This window comes from Uliginosibacterium sediminicola, assembly GCF_039631295.1.
GTDB lineage: Bacteria > Pseudomonadota > Gammaproteobacteria > Burkholderiales > Rhodocyclaceae > Viridibacterium > Viridibacterium sediminicola.
Map to the genome: position 1 here is coordinate 137,048 of NZ_JBDIVE010000011.1, position 18,055 is coordinate 155,102.

An 18,055-nucleotide genomic window follows, 5' to 3' on the forward strand; every position below is an offset into this window, starting at 1 on the left:
GATGACTCTGGTGCAGCGCGTGGTGAGCTCAATGACGAGTGGGCCCTGCGGGCGCTAACGCAAAGGACGCGAAGAAAAAAGAAGGGACGCAAAGGGGAGCCTGAAGTGCTTTGCCTTTGCGGCCCTTGCTTTGCATTTCTTTGCGTCCTTTGCGGTAAAAAAGGCTGCGGTTGATCACTTCCTCATGAATAAAAGCGCCTCTACTCTTTTTCCAGCTTGATCGACACCGAGTTGATGCAGTAGCGCAGGCCGGTAGGTTCGGGGCCGTCTTCGAAGACGTGGCCCAGGTGGGCGCCGCATTGCTGGCACAGCACTTCGGTGCGGATCATGCCGTGGCTGTAGTCTTCGACCGATTCGATGTTCTCCGGCGCGGCCGCCGTCGAGAAGCTGGGCCAGCCGCAGCCAGCGTCGAACTTGCTGTCGGAGTGGAACAGCTCGGCGCCGCAGCCGGCACAGTGATAGCTGCCGTCCGCCCAGACATTCCAGTATTCGCCGGAAAACGGCGCTTCGGTGCCTTTCAGGCGCATGACGCGGAACTGTTCAGGCGTGAGGACCTGGCGCCACTCGGCCTGGGTTTTATCGACTTCACGTGACATGGTGGTTTCTCCTTGCTGATGAGGGTATTAGACCGCATTCAGGGGCCAAAGCTCTCAGGCAATTACAGCAAACTTGTGGCGGGCTCGAAAGGGCGGCTGAAATCCGTTAAAATTCAGCCCTTTCCGGCGAGGCACCCCAGACCCCGCCGCGGCCCGACCAAGAGATCCTGATGTCCGAAATCCTCAAGCTTCGTGGCGCACCGGCTTTTTCCGCCGTGCGCGCTTCCCGTATTGCCGATTCCATCCAGTCCGCTTGCAGCCGCGTCAAGGCCGTGGTGGCCGAACACTGGTATTTCGTCGAGATCAGCGCGCCGCTGACGCCCCTTGAGCGCAGCCGCCTGGTCGATCTCCTGGCCGCGCATCCGGCGACTGCGCTGGCGCCGGCGGGGCTTGCCCTGCTGGTGACGCCGCGTCTGGGCACCATCTCGCCGTGGTCCTCCAAAGCCACCGACATCGCCCACAACTGTGGCTTCGACAAGATCGTGCGCATCGAGCGTGGCATCCAGTTCTCGCTGGAGATCAAGAGTTTCGATGACGCAGCGCGCGCGGCCGTGCTGCCGCTGATTCACGACCGCATGACCGAATCGGTGCTCGATTCGCTGGCTGCGGCCGATGCGCTGTTTGCGCATTACGCGCCGCAGCCGCTGACGACGGTGGACATCATCGCTGGCGGTCGCGCCGCGCTGGTGGCCGCCAATAGTGATCTGGGCCTGGCGCTGTCGGAAGACGAGATCGATTACCTGGTCGAGAACTTCGTGCGCGTCGGCCGCAATCCGACCGACGTTGAGCTGATGATGTTCGCGCAGGCGAACTCCGAGCACTGCCGCCACAAGATCTTCAATGCCGACTGGATCATCGACGGCGTGCCGCAGGACAAGAGCCTGTTCGCGCAGATCCGCGATACGCACAAGGCGCATCCGCAAGGCACCGTGGTCGCGTATTCCGACAATGCCTCGGTGATCGAAGGTTTCGAGATCGACCGCTTCTATCCCGAGCCCGACGGCAAGTGGGCTTACCGCAAGGAGCTCACGCACATCCTCGCCAAGGTCGAAACGCATAATCACCCGACAGCGATTTCGCCTTTTCCCGGCGCCTCGACCGGTGCGGGCGGCGAGATTCGCGATGAGGGCGCAACCGGCCGCGGCTCGCGTCCCAAGGCCGGCCTGGCTGGTTTCTCGGTCTCCAACCTGAATATCCCCGGCGCCGTGCAGCCCTGGGAGAAGGACTCGGTTGCTTATGGCAAGCCCGAGCGCATCGCCTCGGCGCTGGACATCATGATCGAAGGTCCGCTCGGCGCAGCCGCCTTCAACAACGAATTCGGCCGCCCGAATCTGGCCGGCTACTTCCGCACCTTCGAGCAGGAGGTGCAGGGCGAGGTGCGCGGCTACCACAAGCCGATCATGATCGCTGGCGGTCTGGGCAGTATCCAGGCGCAGCAGTCCTTCAAGGAAAAATTCCCCGCCGGCACCTTGCTGATCCAGCTCGGCGGGCCGGGCATGCTGATCGGCCTGGGCGGCGGCGCGGCTTCGTCGATGGCGACCGGCGCCAACACCGCTGACCTGGACTTCGCCTCGGTGCAGCGTGGTAACCCCGAAATCGAACGCCGCGCACAGGAAGTCATCGACGCCTGCTGGCAGCTGGGCGACAAGAATCCCATCCTCGCCATGCATGACGTCGGCGCCGGCGGTCTGTCGAACGCGATGCCCGAGCTGGCGGATTTCGCCGGCCTCGGCGCGCACTTCGAGCTGCGCAATATCCAGATCGAAGAGCCGGGCATGAGCCCGCGCGAGATCTGGTCGAACGAATCGCAAGAGCGCTACGTGCTGGCCATTGCGCCGGAATCGCTGCCTCAGTTCCGCGCCTTCTGCGAACGCGAGCGCTGCCCCTTCGCGGTGGTCGGCACGGCAACCGATGATGGTCGCCTGCAGGTAACCGACAGCCACTTCGGCAATCATGCCGTCGACATGGACATGCAAGTGCTGCTCGGCAAGCCGCCGAAGATGACGCGCAATGTCGCGACGCGGCAGATCTTCCTGCCGCCCTTCGATGTCACGCCGATCGATGTCAAGGAAGCTGCGCTGCGCGTGCTGCGCATGCCGGCGGTGGCGTCCAAATCCTTCCTCATCACCATCGGTGACCGCTCGGTTGGCGGCCTCACCGCGCGTGACCAGATGGTCGGCCCCTGGCAAACGCCGGTGGCGGACGTGGCGGTGACGGCGATGAGCTTCCACGGCTATACCGGCGAAGCCTTCGCGATGGGCGAGCGCACGCCGCTGGCCTGCGTGAGCCCGGCCGCTTCGGGCCGCATGGCGATCGGCGAGGCGGTGACCAATCTGCTTGCCGCCGATGTTGCCGAGATCGGCGATGTGAAGCTCTCCGCCAACTGGATGGCCGCTGCCGGCCACCGGGGCGAAGACGCGCGCCTGTTCGAGACGGTTAAAGCTGTCTCCGAATTCTGTATCGCCACGGGCTTGTCGATTCCGGTCGGCAAGGATTCGCTGTCGATGCGCACCACCTGGAACGAGGGCGATCAAGCCAAGGCCGTGGTCTCGCCGCTGTCGCTGATCGCCACCGCTTTCGCGCCGGTGCAGGACATCCGCAAGACCCTGACGCCGCAGCTGAAGATCGAAGCCGGCGTCGAGACCGAGCTGGTGCTGATCGACCTGGGCAAGCAGAAGCATCGCCTCGGTGGCTCGATTCTCGCGCAAGCCTACAACTCGGTCGGCGAGCACGCGCCGGACATCGACGCAGCGACGCTGACCGCTTTCTTCAAAGGCATCAGCGCGCTCAAGCAAGCTGAGCTGATCCTCGCCTACCACGACCGCTCGGATGGCGGCCTGTTCGCGACGCTCGCCGAGATGGCCTTTGCGGCGCGCACCGGTCTGTCGATCGAACTCGATTCAATCTGCTATGACGATTTGATGAGCGATGTGGACGGCAGCGAAAAGCGCCCCGACCTGCTCAAGGGCCGCTTCAATGACCGCATCTTCGGCGCGCTGTTCGCTGAAGAGCTGGGCGCCGTGATTCAGATCCGCCGTGCCGACCGTGATCGCGTGCAGCAGATGCTGAGCGCCGCCGGCTTGGGTGCCGAGACGCACTTCATCGGCTTCCCGAATGATCGTGGCGATCTGCGCATCCGCCGCAATGCCAAGATGATTTTCGAAGCCGGCGTGCACGAACTGCTGCAGATCTGGAGCGAAGTCAGCCACGAGATCGCACGTATCCGTGATGACGCGGCCAGCGCGGATCAGGAATTCGCCGCACTCGCCGACAAGGCCGATCCGGGTCTGTCGGTCGCGCTGACTTTTGATGCGGCGGAAGACATCGCAGCTCCTTTCATCGCGAAGGCGCGTCCCAAGGTCGTGATCCTGCGCGAGCAGGGCGTCAATTCGCAGAACGAGATGGCTTCTGCGTTCGAGGCTGCAGGCTTCGCGCCGTATGACGTGCACATGTCCGACCTGATGACGGGCCGCGTGCAGCTGGCCGACTTCAACGGCCTCGCCGCCTGTGGTGGCTTCTCGTATGGCGATGTGCTCGGCGCCGGTCAGGGCTGGGCCAAGTCCATTCTCTTCAATGACAAGCTGCGCGAGCAGTTCGCTGCCTTCTTCGCGCGTAGTGACACCTTTGCGCTGGGCGTCTGCAATGGTTGCCAGATGATGAGCAATCTGGCCGAGATCATCCCCGGCGCCGAGCATTGGCCGCGCTTCCAGCGCAACCAGAGCGAGCAGTTCGAGGCGCGCACCGCGCTGGTCGAAGTGCTGGAGTCGCCGTCGATCCTGTTCCAGGGCATGGCCGGCAGTCGCATGCCCATCGTCGTCAGTCACGGCGAGGGCCGTGCGGTGTTCGCCGATGCCGCCGCGCAGGCTCAGGCCATGGTGGCGGCACGCTTCATCGCCAATGATGGTTCGGTGGCCAAGACTTATCCGGCCAATCCGAATGGCTCGCCTGATGGCATCACCGCACTGACGACGGCGGATGGTCGCTTCACGATCATGATGCCGCACCCGGAACGCTGCCGCCGCACGGTGCAGATGAGCTGGGCGCCTGCCAGCCTCGGCGAGGATTCGCCGTGGATGCGCATGTTCCGCAATGCGCGGGTGTGGCTGGGCTGATTCAAGGCGCTGCGGGCGCGCAGGGCGCGCGCTAAAACAAGGGCCGCCAGGACAATCTCAAGGATTGCGCCTGGCGGCCCTTGGTGTCTGGAACGCGCTTTGGCGTCTCAGAGTACGTTTATGTCTAGCATTGTTCCGCTTGGTGTGACACGACGCGTTGCTGCGGGTTGCTCAAGGAGCTGGGCTCGAAGCGACAGTAGCCTGCGTCCAGATCATGCCAGACGGTGACCTGATATTCCTCGTTGGCCTTGGGGAGCAGGGTGTATGAGTAATCGCAGCTTGCCTGACCAGGCGTAAGACTACTGAATGCGACGGTGAGGGGCTGGCCTGCCGCGACGCGCACTTCGGCGGATTTCATCTTCTCAGGCGCTTTGCCCTTCATCTCCAGACTCTGTCCCTGAAGCTTGGGCGGGCCACTCACACTGAAGCGGTTGGATACAACGAGGCCAGCACCCTCACGGGTATAGCTAATGCAGTTACTGTTGGGGATCAGCCGCACTTCGCCATTGCTGCTGATGCGAATCTTGGCCTGTGCGCCGCCCTGCGGTTCGCTGTAGTCCTGGCCATAGTTGAGTAGTCCTGTACATCCTGCGAGCGAGAGCAGCATGGCTGCCAGTTGTGGGTAACGCATACGCCGTATGTCTCCTGTTGCTTGTTATAAGTCTGCAGGCAGGATTATGCCGTAGCGATGTATCTCAGGCGTTTGATTTACATCTCTGCGTAGGCCAAAAATCAAGAATGCTTGGGCGGGTACTTGATGGCATTCATCGCCATCTTGGCTTTCACCGCCGCATCCAGATCGATGTCCAGCACCATCACCAGACGCATCAGGTAGAGCAGCACGTCGGAGACTTCCTGGCGCACATGCTCGGCCTTGTCGCTCAGCATGATCTGTTCGGCATCCTGGTCGCTGATCCACTGGAAAATCTCGGCCAGCTCGCCGACTTCGCCGGTCAGCGCGAGGATCAGGTTGCGTGGGTTGTGGAAACGGTCCCAGTCACGTTGATCGGCGAATTCCTGCAGGGCCGCTTGCAGGGCTGCGGTGTCGATGAGTTTGCTCATGATGATGTGCTGTCTCGCTCAGCTGGTCTTGACCTGGTTGATGAGGGGCTCGCCGCGCTCGAAGCTGGCCGCATTGCCCAGGGTGGTGGTGGCAATCGCGTGCAGCGCTTCGCGGGTGAGGAAGCCCTGGTGCGAGGTGATCAGCACATTCGGGAAGATCATCAGGCGCGCCAGGGTGTCGTCCTGCAGCGGGCGGTCGGAGAGATCGTGGAAGAACACGCCTTCCTCCATCTCATAGACATCGAGACCGACGCCGCCGACCTGGCCGGTCTTCAGCGCGTCGATCAGCGCTTGTGAATCGATCAGGCCGCCACGGCTGGTGTTGATGATGATCACGCCGCGGCGCGTGCGCGCAAGTGCTGCCGCATCGATGATGTGGTGGGTCTGCCCGGAGAGCGGCAGATGCAGGGAAATGACATCCGACTCTTCGAGCAGGCGTTCCAGCGTGACGTACTCGAAGCCCACTTCTTTGGCGATCTGCTGATTCTCGTACGGGTCATACGCCAGTACCGAGCAGCCGAAGCCCTTGGCGATGCGCATCGCGCACTGGCCAATGCGGCCTGCGCCGAGCGCGCCGAAGGTCTTGCCGTGCAGGTTGAAGCCCTCCAGACCGTCGAGCGAAAAATTCTGCTCGCGCACCCGGTTGTAGGCGCGATGCGTTTTGCGTACCAGTGTGAGCAGCAGGGCAAAGCAGTGTTCGGCCACCGCATCGGGCGAGTAAGCCGGCACGCGTGCCACGCAAATGCCCAGACGCTCGGCCGCTGCGATGTCGATGCCGTTGAAGCCGGCGGCGCGCAGCAGCACGATCTTCACGCCGATCTGCTGCAAACGCTGCAGGACCGGCTCGGTCAGGCGGCAATTGACGAAGGGACAGACCGCATCGAAGCCGTGCGCAAGTTCGACCGTTTTGTCGTGCAGGCGCTCTTCGAAAAACTCCAGCGTGTGCGCTCCATCGAGGTTGGCGGCGTTCAGCGCCTGTTCGTCGTAAGGATGGGTGTCGAATACGGCGATGCGCATGGCTTACTCCTTGCCGAGAAAATCGCGCTTGCCCAGTTCGACACCATTGCTGCGCGCGATGGCGTAGGCAGTGCTGATATGGAAGTAGAGATTGGGGATCACAAAGCCGAGCAAATAGGCCTGGCCCTTGAAATGCAGATCGCCGCTGCGCATCGCCACGGTGATGTCCTTGTCTTCGCTGCCATCGATCTGCTCGGGCTTGAAGCTCTGCAGATAGGCAATGGTTTTCTGGATGCGCGCCTGCAGCTCGGCAAAGCTCGCTTCATCGTCGACGAAGACCGGGGCCTCGACGCCAGCCAGTCGCGCCGCGCCGCCCTTGACGGTGTCGGAGGCAATCTGGATCTGCTTGACGAAGGGCAGCATGTCGGGGAACAGGCGTGCGCCGATCAGCACTTCCGGGGCGATCTTGCGTGCCTCGGCATGCGCAGCGATCTTGTCGACAATGGCGGCAAGATTGTTCAGGGCGCGGATCGCCGGCGGAATGAAGGCCTGGTACATGCTGAGGCTCATGGTGTAACTCCTGTGTTGAGGGGGTGTGCGGCATGGGTGACGACGAAGACCAGCAGCTGGGCAGCTTCGTCACCGGTATTTTCGAGGGCGTGGCCTTCGCCGCTGGCCGTCTGCAGCAAGTCGCCGGGCTGCATCGCTGACCAGCTGCCATTGTCATTGACGCGTACCTGGCCGCTGGTGAGCAGATAGTACTCGGTCTCCAGCCTATGCTGATGCAAGCCGACGGTGGCGCCGGGCGGTACCGTCATCCAGGTGAGCAGGCGCAGGTTCGGCGCGCTGTTGCGCGGCATCAGGTAGCGCAGCGAGACATCGCCCTCGCCGCCGTGTACGGCCTGGCGCGTTTCGCTGTGCATCTCGGTGTGACGGTAGATCAAAACAGACTCCTGGTTTCAGAACGGCGCGGGACTCTCGAAACTCAGCCACTCTGCGCTGAGCGGATGGCGGAATTCAAGCTTGCAGGCGTGCAGCATCAAGCGCGGCGCACGGGCGCGCACCGCTTCGCTGGCGTACAGCGCATCGCCCAGAATGGCATGGCCGATCGACATCAGATGCACGCGCAGCTGGTGCGAGCGGCCGGTGACCGGGGCGAGTGCAACGCGGCTGATCTTGCGTAGCGGGTCGATGTGTTCGACGCGGTAGCGCGTCAGCGAGGCTTTGCCGAGGGTGTAATCGACCATCTGGCGCGGCCGGTTGGGCCAGTCGGCGATCAGTGGCAGGTCGATTTCTCCTTCCGGCTGCGCCAGCTCGCCATCGACCAGGGCGACGTAGCGCTTCTCGGTCTGCCGCTCCTGGAAGGCGACGCTCAGCGCGCGCTGCATGGCTGCGCCACGGGCGAACAAGAGGATGCCGGAGGTCTCCATGTCGAGGCGGTGCACCGTCAGTGCGTCGCTAAAGCGCGCTTGCACGCGGGCGACCATGCAATCTTGCTTGTCCGGCCCGCGGCCGGGCACCGAGAGCAGGCCGGAAGGCTTGTTGCTGACTACCAGCGTATCGTCGCTGAACAGGATGTCGAGCGTGTTGGAACCCTGAGTGCAGACTGTGTTCAAATGAAGCTCGCGGGAATATTCGGGACCCTGCAATGTTTGCAGAGACTGCAATGATGCCGGAAGGACGTGTGAGATGAAACGCAGATCGTATCTTTTCAGCTGGCTGGCCTTTGTTGCGCTGGCTTTGTCGATCAATGCCTACGCCGACTCAGCGCCCGTGCCGGGCACGCGTGCGCCCGACTTCAATCTGCGTGACCAGCACGGCGAGGTGCGCAAGCTCGCGGATTTTCGCGGCAAGTGGCTGGTGCTGTATTTCTACCCCAAGGATGATTCCCCCGGCTGCACCACCGAAGCCTGCAGCTTTCGCGATGGACAGGCGCTGATCAGCAGCCTCGGCGCGCAAGTGGTGGGCGTCAGCATTGACGACAGCAGCTCGCACCGCGCCTTTGCCGACAAGCACCAGCTACCGTTCCCCTTGCTGGCCGATGTCGATGGCACGGTTGCCGCACGCTATGGCGCCTTGTCGGACTGGAAGCTGCTCAAATTCGCCAAGCGCGAGACCTTCCTCATCGATCCGCAAGGCGTGGTGCGCAAGGCCTACACCAAGGTCGATCCGGATACCCATGCGGCCCAGGTCTTGAGCGATCTGCGCGCGCTGATTGCTGGCAAATAGCGCCAACAACTAGCGCGTGCAGAGGTAGTTCATGAACTTTGTTGTTCGTGGCGGCGATCAAGCGCTGCATTGCTGACGCGAAGGACGCACAGGGCGCGAAGAAAGACAAAGGACCTTGCACTGAGGAACACGCTCAAGAGTGTCCGGTGATTGAATTCTTCGCGCAACTTCGCTTTTCTTGGCGTCCTTCGCGTCAAAGACCGCCATCTGAGATCTTGCTATGGCTGATCTTGGGAACAGCTTCTCAGAACAGGCTACGCGCCCCCGTGTAACGTGCCGCGAAATAGCTGCTGTCGAGCCGCTCGATGCGCACACTGCCGCGCGTCGAGGGCGCGTGGATGAAGCGGCCTTCGCCCAGATAGATGCCCATGTGCGAATAGGTTTTACCGCTGGTATTGAAGAACACCAGATCCGCCGGGCGCAGGCTGCTGCGCTCGACCGGCTGGGTGATGGCGGCAATCTGCGCCGCATTGTGCGGCAGACGCTTGCCCGCGACCTGCTCGACGATGTAGCTGACCATGCCGCTGCAATCGAGGCCGGCTTCAGGATTCTTGCCGCCGAAGCGGTAGCCGGTATCCATCAGGCTCAGCGCGAACAGCACAATCTCATTGGCTTGCTCGGGTGTGGCCAGGCGGAAGCTGGCTGTCGAGGGCGCACGTGCTGCAGGGGGCGCAGGTGTAGTGGGCGTAGCGGGGGCTTTGCTGGGCGTGCTGCCGCAACTGCACAGGCAGGACACGGCGAGGATCAGCAGGCCAGCGCGCCAGGCCTGCATCAGACCTCCAACCAGAAGGTGACCGGCCCGTCGTTGATCAGCTGTACCTGCATGTCGGCGCCGAAGCGGCCTGCCGCCACCTGCGGATGCGCTTGGCGCGCCGCGCTCAGCAGATCATCGAACAGCTTGGCCGCCAGCACCGGCTCGGCTGCCGGGCTGAAGCCCGGTCGCGTGCCCTTGCTGGTATCGGCCGCCAGGGTGAATTGCGACACCAGCAGCAGGCCGCCACCGCCCGCGTTGCCGCCTATATCGCGCAGGGAGCGATTCATGCGCCGCGCCTCATCGGGGAAGACGCGGTAATTGAGCATCTTGTCGAGCAGGCGGGGGATCTTGTCGGCGCTGTCTTCGCGCTGAATGCCGATCAGCGCCAGCAGACCCGGACCGATCTGGCCAACAAGCTCGCCTTCGACGCGCACCGAAGCTTCGCTGACGCGCTGGATCAAAGCGATCATCAGGCGATCCGCATCAAGCCCTGGCTGAAGCGCGCAGCGTTTTCCATGTAGTTTTCGGCGCTGCGTTGCAGGCCGGCCACTTCCTCGTCGCTGAGCTGGCGGATGATGCGGCCGGGCGTGCCGACCACCAGGGAGCGATCCGGAATCACCTTGTTTTCCGGGATCAGGCAGTTGGCGCCGATCAGGCAGCTCTTGCCGATCACCGCGCCGTTGAGGACGACGGCATTGATGCCGACCAGCGAACCGTCGCCCACCGTACAGCCATGCAGCACGGCCATGTGGCCGACCGTCACGTTCTCGCCGATGGTCAGCGGCACGCCATCATCGGTATGCAGGATCGAACCGTCCTGGATATTGCTACCGTCGCCGACCACGATGGGGTCATTGTCACCGCGCAGCACGGCACCAAACCACACGCTGACCCGTCGCCCGAGTTTGACGCTGCCCAGCACCGTGGCATTGTCGGCAATCCAGACGCCTTCGCCGAGTTCCGGGACGCGGTCATTGAGTTCAAATACAGCCATCTAAGCATTCCTGAAAAGCGCGAGGCCAAGGCTGGCCCGCGATGAGGCTCAAATCATAACAGCAGTGGCTCGCCGACCCGCAGGCACGAGATCAAGCCCCCGTGTGGTCGAACACGATGTCGACCTGCAATTCGTTGGACAGGCTCTCCAGCGCAGCCTGCAAAGCCGCCACATCCAGCGTGGCGGCGGCGCGCAGATGAGCCTGGGCGTGGAACAGCTGCTCGCCCGACATCGGCGCTTGCGAGGTGAAAGTCTCCAGCGACTCCACATTCACCGCATGCTGCGCCAGCACTTGCGAGACCTCGCGCACGATGCCGATGCGATCATGGCCAACCAGTTCCAGGCTGAAGCCGAGCACGGCCGGCGCGGCCGCTGCGGTGGGGGCCGCTGGCTCCACCACCAGACGCAAGGGCGTAAAAGCTTCCAGCGCGGCTTGCAAACTGGCCGCACGCGCGGCCGGCACACTCACGCGCACCAGACCGACAAACTTGCCCGACAGATGCGCCATCGAAGACTCCTGCCAGCTGCCGCCCTCGGCCGCGATCACGGCAGCGAGTGCTTCAACAAGGCCAGGGCGATCCGCGCCGATGGCGGTCAATACGAAATCCTGAGTCGTCACCATATCTGTACTGGAGCTGAGAAAGCGCAACCATAGCAGAGCAGAGGCTTGCGGGTGTGATCAGCCGGGATTGCGCTGGGCCTGAATATGGCGCGCCCAGCTCGGCAAGGGCGTAGAAACCCGCCACAACATGTGAAAAACATTCGAAAAACTACCCAGCACAAAGCCCTCGCTGGCGACCAGGCGTCGCAGGCTCTCTCGCGAGTACAAGCTGATATGTCCATTGCGCGGCGCCGCGTACCACCAGTCCAGGCGCCGATTGCGCTGGATGAAGCCATCGGAAAACATGGTCGACAGCACGATGACGCCATCAGGTTTGAGCAGGCTATTGAGACGGCGCATCAAGCCAGGCGGGTCAGGCACATGTTCGAAGACCTCGAAGGCCGTGATCAGATCAAAGATCGCTTGCGTTGGTGGAGTTGAAGTCGCTGTTGTAAATGGATCAAAGCTCTGTGATTGCCATCAGAGCGCGCTCAAAATTTCACTCATTCTTCCGGTGCCACCTCCATAATCGAGATAGCTCAATCCATTTGCGTTTGCAAATAGCGCTATCAAAAAATTAGCATTTAAGCGTGGCCTGTGCTCAAGGTACTCTGGGACCACCATGATGTAACACTCATTCTAGATACGTTCAGCGAACCGTTCGGCAGGCAGTTTACGCATCTCGGGGGCAAAGCACGGACAACAAACAGAACAGAGCGCATAGTAGATAGCTTCGCCAGAAACCGGTAGCCGTAGGCCTCTCTGCTCTTCGCGTTTTTGTTCAAGTCAACAACACCGAGATGGTCCGCAGTAGTTGCGTAAATGGGGCAAGAGTTGGATATTGAGCTTTAAGGGGTGCGTTTTTTTGTTGGTATAACGTATATAGAACGCAACGTCCCTGATCTGCGGCGCTTTATGTAATTTAACCCTTCATGGAACAATGCAATCGTTCGATTTTTACCGGAAAGACATAGAGTATTGCTAGAAGATGATGGCTTCTATTGTTTATCATTACGCATTCTGGATTTACAGTTTATTAATTATGTTGATTAGACTTTTGAAAGAAATTTTTAAGGCCAATGCTCCGATGGGAGCTGGGTCTCCGTTTGTGTTGCGCGCGGAGTATCAAAGAGGGGCACAAATTATTGCATTTGCCGCTCCAAGTCAAGGTGGTGCGCTAAAGTCACACCTGCTTGAAAATTTAAAGCCATTCGAAGATCTAGCAAAGTCCACTGTAATTATCGATCTGAGTCAGGACGGCTGGCTAGATGAGTTGATAGTTGCGCTTCGCGAACCAGTCTGGTTTGCTGTTTCACATTTTGGTGCTGGAGAGGTTGTTTCTTTAGCTGACGGACAAGTAATAAATCCGTGGCTGGATGGATGTGTTCCTTTTTTAAGAATATACGGTGATCTTCCTGCGTATTTTCCTTTTAGACATTTGCAAGGATTTAACAACTCCGTCAATGTGTATGCTCACCCTGAGCACTATGATTTTTTTGTCAAGAGGATGTCCGCTCCCATCTTGTCTATGTGTATGGATACATGCCTTTTTGATGAAAGACCTGAGAGTGATGTTGATTTTTTAAAAAAGGCGAAACATGGGAAATTGATTTTTTTGAAGAATGGAAATTCCCCTGTGGCACTAAAGTCATATTGGTTGCGCCATTTGCCGAAAAAAATTTCCACGGTGTTAATGCTGCTGGCTGAGTCTCTTGATGGTGCTCTGGATGTTTCGGTAGATCTTTACGAATGCGTCTGTGACGCTTTTGCGGAAAGTAAAATATCTATACATAATAATCATAAATTAATATTTTTTATGTGTGCTCAACTCGATGATTACATGCGTCGCGTTAAGAGCAATATGCTTGCCAATGTTCTTCTTGATTATCCAGTGGTAATAAGAGGGGCGAATTGGTCTCATGTTGATTTTAGCGGAAAATCGGCTATCTATGATCCAGGCTGCGATTATGAAGGATCTCGGTCGCTTATCGATGACGCTCTGGCAATTGTGGATATGTCTCCCAATGTATTAAAGGCTCCCCATGACCGAGTTTTGCGTGCTGCAGGGCGGTATACAACTTTTTTTAGTAATAAGCAGGATTTTTATTTAGATAATTTTTGTTTTCACGAAAAGTTTACTTTCAATTTTGATGTTGAGTCCATAAGAGAGCGGATAGAGTATGCTCTATTGAATGCGCAGGATGTTGTCGAGATGGGGAGAGAGCAAGCGATTACAATGAGAAAGCTGCTTACGACACGCGACTATGTCGAGGGTATTCTGGGCGCTGTGGATACTTCTGTTATGATAAATTCAGCTCGACCTGTTGGTACTCAAGATTTTGTGTTGTACTGATTGGAGAAGGGGTTTTGTTTGTCGAGATTGTTTTTTTAGCATAGATCGATGAGGTTCTGATGTCGAGTGATCCAATTTATGTTACGAGGCCAAGTTTGCCGCCTCTTGCTGAGTTTATTTCATACTTAGAGAGGATTTGGGAAAACAGAATTCTGACGAATAATGGCCCATTTCATCAGAAGTTTGAAAGTGCGCTTTGTGAATATCTCGGCGTAGAGCATCTTTCACTCTTTGCTAATGGGACTCTGGCTCTTGTTACTGCCTTGCAAACGTTGAGAATTACGGGCGAGGTTATTACTACTCCGTATTCATTTGTTGCCACGGCCCATTCTCTTTTGTGGAATGGAATAAAGCCTGTTTTTGTGGATATCGATCCTGGAACATGTAATATAAATCCGAATGCTATCGAAGCGGCAATTACACCGGAAACAACAGCTATAATGCCTGTGCATTGCTATGGAAATCCATGCGCGGTGGACCGTATACAGCGAATTGCAGATACTTATGGCCTTAAAGTTATTTATGACGCAGCGCATGCGTTTGGTGTTAGAGATGACGGGGGTAGCGTTCTTCGGCATGGAGATCTTTCTGTTATTAGCTTTCATGCCACGAAAGTATTTAATACATTTGAAGGTGGTGCCATTGTCTGTTCTGACGCAAAAACAAAACAGCGAATTGACTACCTTAAGAATTTTGGTTTTGCGGACGAAGTAACGGTAATGGCTCCTGGTATAAATGGGAAGATGAGTGAAGTGAATGCTGCTTTTGGTTTATTGCAGCTGGATTATATCGATATGGTTCTAGAGCGCCGACGCGTAGTTGAATCTGCTTACAGAGACCGACTTTCCGGGATCAAAGGAATCAGACTTCTGCCCCAGCGCGAGGATGTTGTAGGTAATTCTTCATATTTTCCAGTTTTTGTTACCTCGGACTATCGTGGTGGGCGCGATGCTCTTTATGAGCGGCTTAAGGCATATGGAGTTCATGGACGCCGTTATTTTTATCCGTTGATTTCAAGTATGCCAATGTATAGATCAATGCCATCTGCTCAGCCGGGGCGTTTGCCAATAGCGGAAATGTTGTCGGCCCAGGTTTTGTGTTTGCCTATTTATCCTGATCTTGAGGGGGCTCGCGTTGCTGAAGTTTGTGAAATTATCGAAAAGAGTCATGGATGAGCAAGATTTTATTGCTGGATACGAATTTTTCATCCGCCCCGATATTTCAGTGTCTCTCGCAGTTAGGGCATGAGGTTTATGTGGTTGGAGATAATCCCGACGATTATCTGGCTAGAGTTTCTGGCTCTTATTGTCGGGTGAATTATTCTGATTATGATGCGCTTTCGCGGTTTGTTGATGTAGGGTGTTATGATTATATTTTGCCTGGATGTAACGATCTTTCCTACAAGATGTGCGCCCGTTTAGGTTTGTCTTCAGTGGATGGCTTGGCGGCGACGGAGACGATAAATAACAAAAGATCATTCAGAGCGTTTGCTCGTGAAATTAATGTCCCGTCTCCTCAGGCATATTTTGAAGGACAGATTCCTACTGGCAAACAGTTAATAGTGAAGCCGGTTGACGCGTTTAGTGGCCGTGGGGTGGCTGTGGTAAATTCGGGCTCTTGCTCTGATTTGCAACGCGCTATTTCTCGTGCTTGCGCGGTCTCGGCTGCTGGGGAGTGTGTGATTGAGGATTATATTGAAGGGCAACTGTATAGTCATTCTTGCTTCATAGATGATGGAAATGTCGTGCTCGATTTTTTTGTGGAGGAGCATGGAACCGCAAATCCGTTTGTTGTTGATACAAGTCGTGTGACGTGGGATATGGAACTGAAGATTGTCTCGCAATTTCGTGAGTGCATTCAAAAAATTGCAAGAGAATTAAATCTGGTTGATGGTCTTGTTCATACACAATTTGTTGTGCGTGATGGAGAGTTTTGGCTGATTGAGATTACGCGTAGATGTCCCGGGGACTTGTATAGTCAATTGATCGAGTTGTCTACCGGATTTGATTATGCTTATTGTTATGCGCGCTATTTTTTGAAAGATCGGCTTGGTTTGCCTTGCGCTGTCGATAAAAAAAATTGGATTTTGCGTCATACGATGTCTTTATCTAGCACTGGGGATCTTGGTTTTTTCTCTTTTCACTTTCCATTGAAAATCGAACGATTTGTTCCTCTCAAATCGGCCGGGAGCCAAGTGAAGGAGAGCCCTTACGGTAGGATGGCTATTCTGTTTGTTCGCGCTGATGATGCGTTTGAGTTGGATGAAATATTTCAGCGAACGCTTCGCAGAGAGCTTTATAGTGTGGGTGTTTGATGATTGTTAAGGTTATGTTGGTTACGGGGGCTAGAAAGAGCGAGGGCGTTTATTCTTTGATAACCCTGGATGATTGTAGGGTTTTATAAATTAAGATTGCAATGGGAGTTTGTGTGGCGAATCATTCGTTTAAAGTCGCCATGATTGGCGGTGGCTTGAATTCAGCGGTTGGCAGGACTCATGAAATCGCACTTAAACTAGATAACGAGTTCAGGCTTGTTGCCGGGTGCTTTAGTCGATGCGCAGATATCAACCAGGCAACTGCAGATGCATATCGTATTGAAAGTGGACGGGTTTATGATACGGCTGATGCCCTAATTTCCGCCGAATATAAAAATATTGACGCGGTGGTATTGGCGACGCCGATCGATTCGCACTCGAGATTTATTCATGCTGCGCTCGATAGTGGCTTAACCGTTATTTGCGACAAACCTCTGCTTGCCAATGTTTCGGAAGCGGATAAACTACTGAGTAGGCTCTCCGTTAATTCTCTAAAGGTTTTTTCTATTTTTAATTACACGGGCTATCCGGCGGTGCGTGAAATACGTAAACGTATTCGGCAAGGTGATGTCGGGACTGTGTTCAAAATTATGGCAGAAATGCCACAAGATTCTTATCTGCGTTTAAATAATTCAGGCAAGGTTAGCGCTATACAGCCTTGGCGGTTGATCGATGGTGATATTCCGTGTTTGTCATTAGATTTGTTTGTTCACGTCCACAGTTTGGTGAATTTTATGGTGGGTGGTGTGCCTGTTTGCGTTGATGCGAGGTCACGCTCAGTCAGTGGTGTCGCGGATGGACTTATCGATGATGTGGATGCCTTGATTGGTTATGATAATGGCATGTTTTTGAATGCTTGGTATGGAAAGGCTGCTCTTGGTTATCGCAACGGATTGAGGTTGCGAATTTTTGGCAGCAAAGGAAGTTTTGAGTGGCTTCAGGAATTGCCAGAAGAAATTCGCTATTCAGACAGGCTTGGTGATCGCTATTTGCTAGATAGAATCAGCAGCACTGCCGAGATTACGCAAGAATTGCGCTATAACCGCTTTAAGGCGGGACATCCTGCTGGATTTATTGAAGCTTTTTCTAATTACTACTCAGACATTGCACGAGCGATGCGTGATGGGGTTCTGAATGAGTACACTTTGTCATTGGGTGTGGCGGTTGAAGGGATAAAGGTCTGCAATGCAATTCACCAGTCTTCTGAATTCCGGCGTGAGGTGGCTGTTGATCTGTAGTGAGGGTCTGCACTCCTTCTTGCCTTTTTGGGAGGGGGCTGATCAGCTGACCAAAATTATTGAGGTGTGACAAAAAGCGTCACATTTTTCCTTTTTGCCTACGCCTGTTTTTTCTTGTCGCACAAGATGCTGTTTTGCATGCGTTTTTTTTTTACGATTTTGTTTTTTTTTGGCACAATGTTTGCGTGTTCTTGCTGGGCGCCATGTCCAAGTTCAGTACTAACAGGAGATTTAAGTATGAAAAACGTCCAGAAAGGTTTTACCCTCATCGAGCTTATGATCGTTGTAGCGATCATTGGTATTCTTGCAGCTGTCGCGCTGCCTCAGTATCAACAGTACTCCCGCAAGGCGCGTTTTGTTGACGTGGTGAACATGGCAGGTAGTTACAAGAATGATGTAGCTGTTTGTGCTCAGATGAATGGTAATCAGCTGGCGAGCTGTGTGGCAGGTGCGAATGGGAGCGGTTGGTCGATCAAGACCGCAATTACTTCGACGATCGGAAACCTCGCGAGCCTCTCGATGACATCGTCGGGCACAATTATCGCGGTTGCAATCAGTGGTTCGAATGGCTTGTCTGGTGAGACTTACATTCTTAGCCCGTCGATTAATGCCAATGGTGATGGTGTGACTTGGTCCGTAGATGGCAGCTGCAAAACAGCCACTGGTGGCGCGATTTGCTAATAAAATATCAGCTTTAAAAAGGCGGCCAATAGGCCGCTTTTTTATTTATAGTGCTCAGCGAGTTTATGAATACTGTCTGTATTGGATTGAATCGCCCCGGGTTTTCTAGACAGTCCCGAGCCTCATGAAGTACTGCTTTTCGTAGTCTACCGGAGACATGCCAT

General features: G+C 56.3%; 17 protein-coding genes and 2 pseudogenes. 7 read left to right on the top strand and 12 right to left on the bottom strand.

What is annotated here, in order from left to right; genetic code table 11:
* Positions 1 to 200 precede the first annotated feature (200 nt).
* Positions 201 to 596, bottom strand: a complete 396-nt coding sequence (gene msrB / locus ABDB84_RS17615; protein ID WP_345921081.1) for a peptide-methionine (R)-S-oxide reductase MsrB — start codon at positions 594 to 596, stop codon at positions 201 to 203.
* A gap of 170 nt (positions 597 to 766) precedes the next feature.
* Between msrB and purL the strand changes: the two genes are divergently transcribed.
* Complete coding sequence (purL, locus tag ABDB84_RS17620) at positions 767 to 4,708, top strand: phosphoribosylformylglycinamidine synthase (RefSeq protein ID WP_345921082.1); 3,942 nt, start codon at positions 767 to 769, stop codon at positions 4,706 to 4,708.
* Between the two features lie 124 nt (positions 4,709 to 4,832).
* Here the strand turns inward: purL and ABDB84_RS17625 are convergent, their stop codons facing one another.
* The 6 genes from ABDB84_RS17625 to ABDB84_RS17650 form a co-directional block, all read right to left on the bottom strand.
* Positions 4,833 to 5,339, bottom strand: a complete 507-nt coding sequence (locus ABDB84_RS17625; protein ID WP_345921083.1) for a hypothetical protein — start codon at positions 5,337 to 5,339, stop codon at positions 4,833 to 4,835.
* A gap of 101 nt (positions 5,340 to 5,440) precedes the next feature.
* Positions 5,441 to 5,770, bottom strand: a complete 330-nt coding sequence (locus ABDB84_RS17630) for a nucleotide pyrophosphohydrolase (RefSeq protein ID WP_345921084.1) — start codon at positions 5,768 to 5,770, stop codon at positions 5,441 to 5,443.
* Positions 5,771 to 5,788: 18 nt separating this feature from the next.
* Positions 5,789 to 6,787 carry a 2-hydroxyacid dehydrogenase gene (locus ABDB84_RS17635; RefSeq protein ID WP_345921085.1) on the bottom strand — a complete coding sequence of 333 codons (999 nt, stop codon included), beginning with the start codon at positions 6,785 to 6,787 and terminating at the stop codon, positions 5,789 to 5,791.
* Positions 6,788 to 6,790: 3 nt separating this feature from the next.
* On the bottom strand, positions 6,791 to 7,297 hold the full coding sequence (locus ABDB84_RS17640; RefSeq protein WP_345921086.1) for a DUF1993 domain-containing protein: 507 nt from the start codon (positions 7,295 to 7,297) through the stop codon (positions 6,791 to 6,793).
* Positions 7,294 to 7,671 (bottom strand): cupin domain-containing protein, encoded by a 378-nt coding sequence (locus tag ABDB84_RS17645; protein WP_345921087.1) that lies wholly within the window; start codon positions 7,669 to 7,671, stop codon positions 7,294 to 7,296. Before ABDB84_RS17645 ends, ABDB84_RS17640 begins: the two co-directional genes overlap by 4 nt.
* 15 nt (positions 7,672 to 7,686) lie before the next feature.
* On the bottom strand, positions 7,687 to 8,343 hold the full coding sequence (locus tag ABDB84_RS17650) for an RluA family pseudouridine synthase (RefSeq protein ID WP_345921088.1): 657 nt from the start codon (positions 8,341 to 8,343) through the stop codon (positions 7,687 to 7,689).
* Between the two features lie 73 nt (positions 8,344 to 8,416).
* Between ABDB84_RS17650 and ABDB84_RS17655 the strand changes: the two genes are divergently transcribed.
* Positions 8,417 to 8,956: a peroxiredoxin gene (locus ABDB84_RS17655; protein WP_345921089.1), complete on the top strand. Its 540-nt coding sequence runs from the start codon at positions 8,417 to 8,419 to the stop codon at positions 8,954 to 8,956.
* Positions 8,957 to 9,200: 244 nt separating this feature from the next.
* On the opposite strand, the gene ABDB84_RS17660 is transcribed toward ABDB84_RS17655, so the two are convergent.
* From ABDB84_RS17660 to ABDB84_RS17680, 5 genes and pseudogenes are all read right to left on the bottom strand, one after another.
* The gene (locus ABDB84_RS17660; protein WP_345921090.1) at positions 9,201 to 9,728 is read right to left on the bottom strand and encodes a C40 family peptidase; all 528 of its coding nucleotides are present in this window, start codon (positions 9,726 to 9,728) and stop codon (positions 9,201 to 9,203) included.
* Positions 9,728 to 10,180, bottom strand: a complete 453-nt coding sequence (gene dtd, locus ABDB84_RS17665; RefSeq protein WP_345921091.1) for a D-aminoacyl-tRNA deacylase — start codon at positions 10,178 to 10,180, stop codon at positions 9,728 to 9,730. Before dtd ends, ABDB84_RS17660 begins: the two co-directional genes overlap by 1 nt.
* Positions 10,180 to 10,704 (bottom strand): gamma carbonic anhydrase family protein, encoded by a 525-nt coding sequence (locus ABDB84_RS17670; RefSeq protein ID WP_345921092.1) that lies wholly within the window; start codon positions 10,702 to 10,704, stop codon positions 10,180 to 10,182. Before ABDB84_RS17670 ends, dtd begins: the two co-directional genes overlap by 1 nt.
* 91 nt (positions 10,705 to 10,795) lie before the next feature.
* The gene (locus tag ABDB84_RS17675; RefSeq protein WP_345921093.1) at positions 10,796 to 11,326 is read right to left on the bottom strand and encodes a glycine cleavage system transcriptional repressor; all 531 of its coding nucleotides are present in this window, start codon (positions 11,324 to 11,326) and stop codon (positions 10,796 to 10,798) included.
* Between the two features lie 57 nt (positions 11,327 to 11,383).
* Positions 11,384 to 11,740, bottom strand: a pseudogene (locus ABDB84_RS17680) (class I SAM-dependent methyltransferase); the annotation flags it as partial.
* 553 nt (positions 11,741 to 12,293) lie between these two features.
* On the opposite strand from ABDB84_RS17680, the gene ABDB84_RS17685 reads away from it, so the two are divergent.
* The 5 genes and pseudogenes from ABDB84_RS17685 to ABDB84_RS20100 all read left to right on the top strand — a co-directional run.
* Positions 12,294 to 13,658 (top strand): hypothetical protein, encoded by a 1,365-nt coding sequence (locus ABDB84_RS17685; RefSeq protein ID WP_345921094.1) that lies wholly within the window; start codon positions 12,294 to 12,296, stop codon positions 13,656 to 13,658.
* A gap of 59 nt (positions 13,659 to 13,717) precedes the next feature.
* A complete protein-coding gene (locus ABDB84_RS17690) occupies positions 13,718 to 14,833 on the top strand; it encodes a DegT/DnrJ/EryC1/StrS family aminotransferase (protein WP_345921095.1) in 1,116 nt (371 codons plus the stop codon).
* A complete protein-coding gene (locus tag ABDB84_RS17695; protein ID WP_345921096.1) occupies positions 14,830 to 15,972 on the top strand; it encodes an ATP-grasp domain-containing protein in 1,143 nt (380 codons plus the stop codon). The genes ABDB84_RS17690 and ABDB84_RS17695 overlap by 4 nt, the downstream gene beginning before the upstream one ends.
* 113 nt (positions 15,973 to 16,085) lie before the next feature.
* Positions 16,086 to 17,210: a Gfo/Idh/MocA family protein gene (locus ABDB84_RS17700; protein ID WP_345921097.1), complete on the top strand. Its 1,125-nt coding sequence runs from the start codon at positions 16,086 to 16,088 to the stop codon at positions 17,208 to 17,210.
* 237 nt (positions 17,211 to 17,447) lie between these two features.
* Positions 17,448 to 17,550: pseudogene (locus tag ABDB84_RS20100) on the top strand (pilin); the annotation flags it as partial.
* Positions 17,551 to 18,055 lie beyond the last annotated feature (505 nt).

Bases quoted from the DNA above. Each gene is read 5' to 3' on its own strand.
- ABDB84_RS17685 (WP_345921094.1), top strand. From the start codon at position 12,294: ATGATGGCTTCTATTGTTTATCATTACGCATTCTGGATTTACAGTTTA.
- ABDB84_RS17625 (WP_345921083.1), bottom strand. From the start codon at position 5,339: ATGCGTTACCCACAACTGGCAGCCATGCTGCTCTCGCTCGCAGGATGT.
- ABDB84_RS17690 (WP_345921095.1), top strand. From the start codon at position 13,718: ATGTCGAGTGATCCAATTTATGTTACGAGGCCAAGTTTGCCGCCTCTT.
- purL (WP_345921082.1), top strand. From the start codon at position 767: ATGTCCGAAATCCTCAAGCTTCGTGGCGCACCGGCTTTTTCCGCCGTG.
- dtd (WP_345921091.1), bottom strand. From the start codon at position 10,180: ATGATCGCTTTGATCCAGCGCGTCAGCGAAGCTTCGGTGCGCGTCGAA.
- ABDB84_RS17635 (WP_345921085.1), bottom strand. From the start codon at position 6,787: ATGCGCATCGCCGTATTCGACACCCATCCTTACGACGAACAGGCGCTG.
- ABDB84_RS17660 (WP_345921090.1), bottom strand. From the start codon at position 9,728: ATGCAGGCCTGGCGCGCTGGCCTGCTGATCCTCGCCGTGTCCTGCCTG.
- ABDB84_RS17675 (WP_345921093.1), bottom strand. From the start codon at position 11,326: ATGGTGACGACTCAGGATTTCGTATTGACCGCCATCGGCGCGGATCGC.
- ABDB84_RS17670 (WP_345921092.1), bottom strand. From the start codon at position 10,704: ATGGCTGTATTTGAACTCAATGACCGCGTCCCGGAACTCGGCGAAGGC.
- ABDB84_RS17640 (WP_345921086.1), bottom strand. From the start codon at position 7,297: ATGAGCCTCAGCATGTACCAGGCCTTCATTCCGCCGGCGATCCGCGCC.
- msrB (WP_345921081.1), bottom strand. From the start codon at position 596: ATGTCACGTGAAGTCGATAAAACCCAGGCCGAGTGGCGCCAGGTCCTC.
- ABDB84_RS17655 (WP_345921089.1), top strand. From the start codon at position 8,417: ATGAAACGCAGATCGTATCTTTTCAGCTGGCTGGCCTTTGTTGCGCTG.
- ABDB84_RS17630 (WP_345921084.1), bottom strand. From the start codon at position 5,770: ATGAGCAAACTCATCGACACCGCAGCCCTGCAAGCGGCCCTGCAGGAA.
- ABDB84_RS17695 (WP_345921096.1), top strand. From the start codon at position 14,830: ATGAGCAAGATTTTATTGCTGGATACGAATTTTTCATCCGCCCCGATA.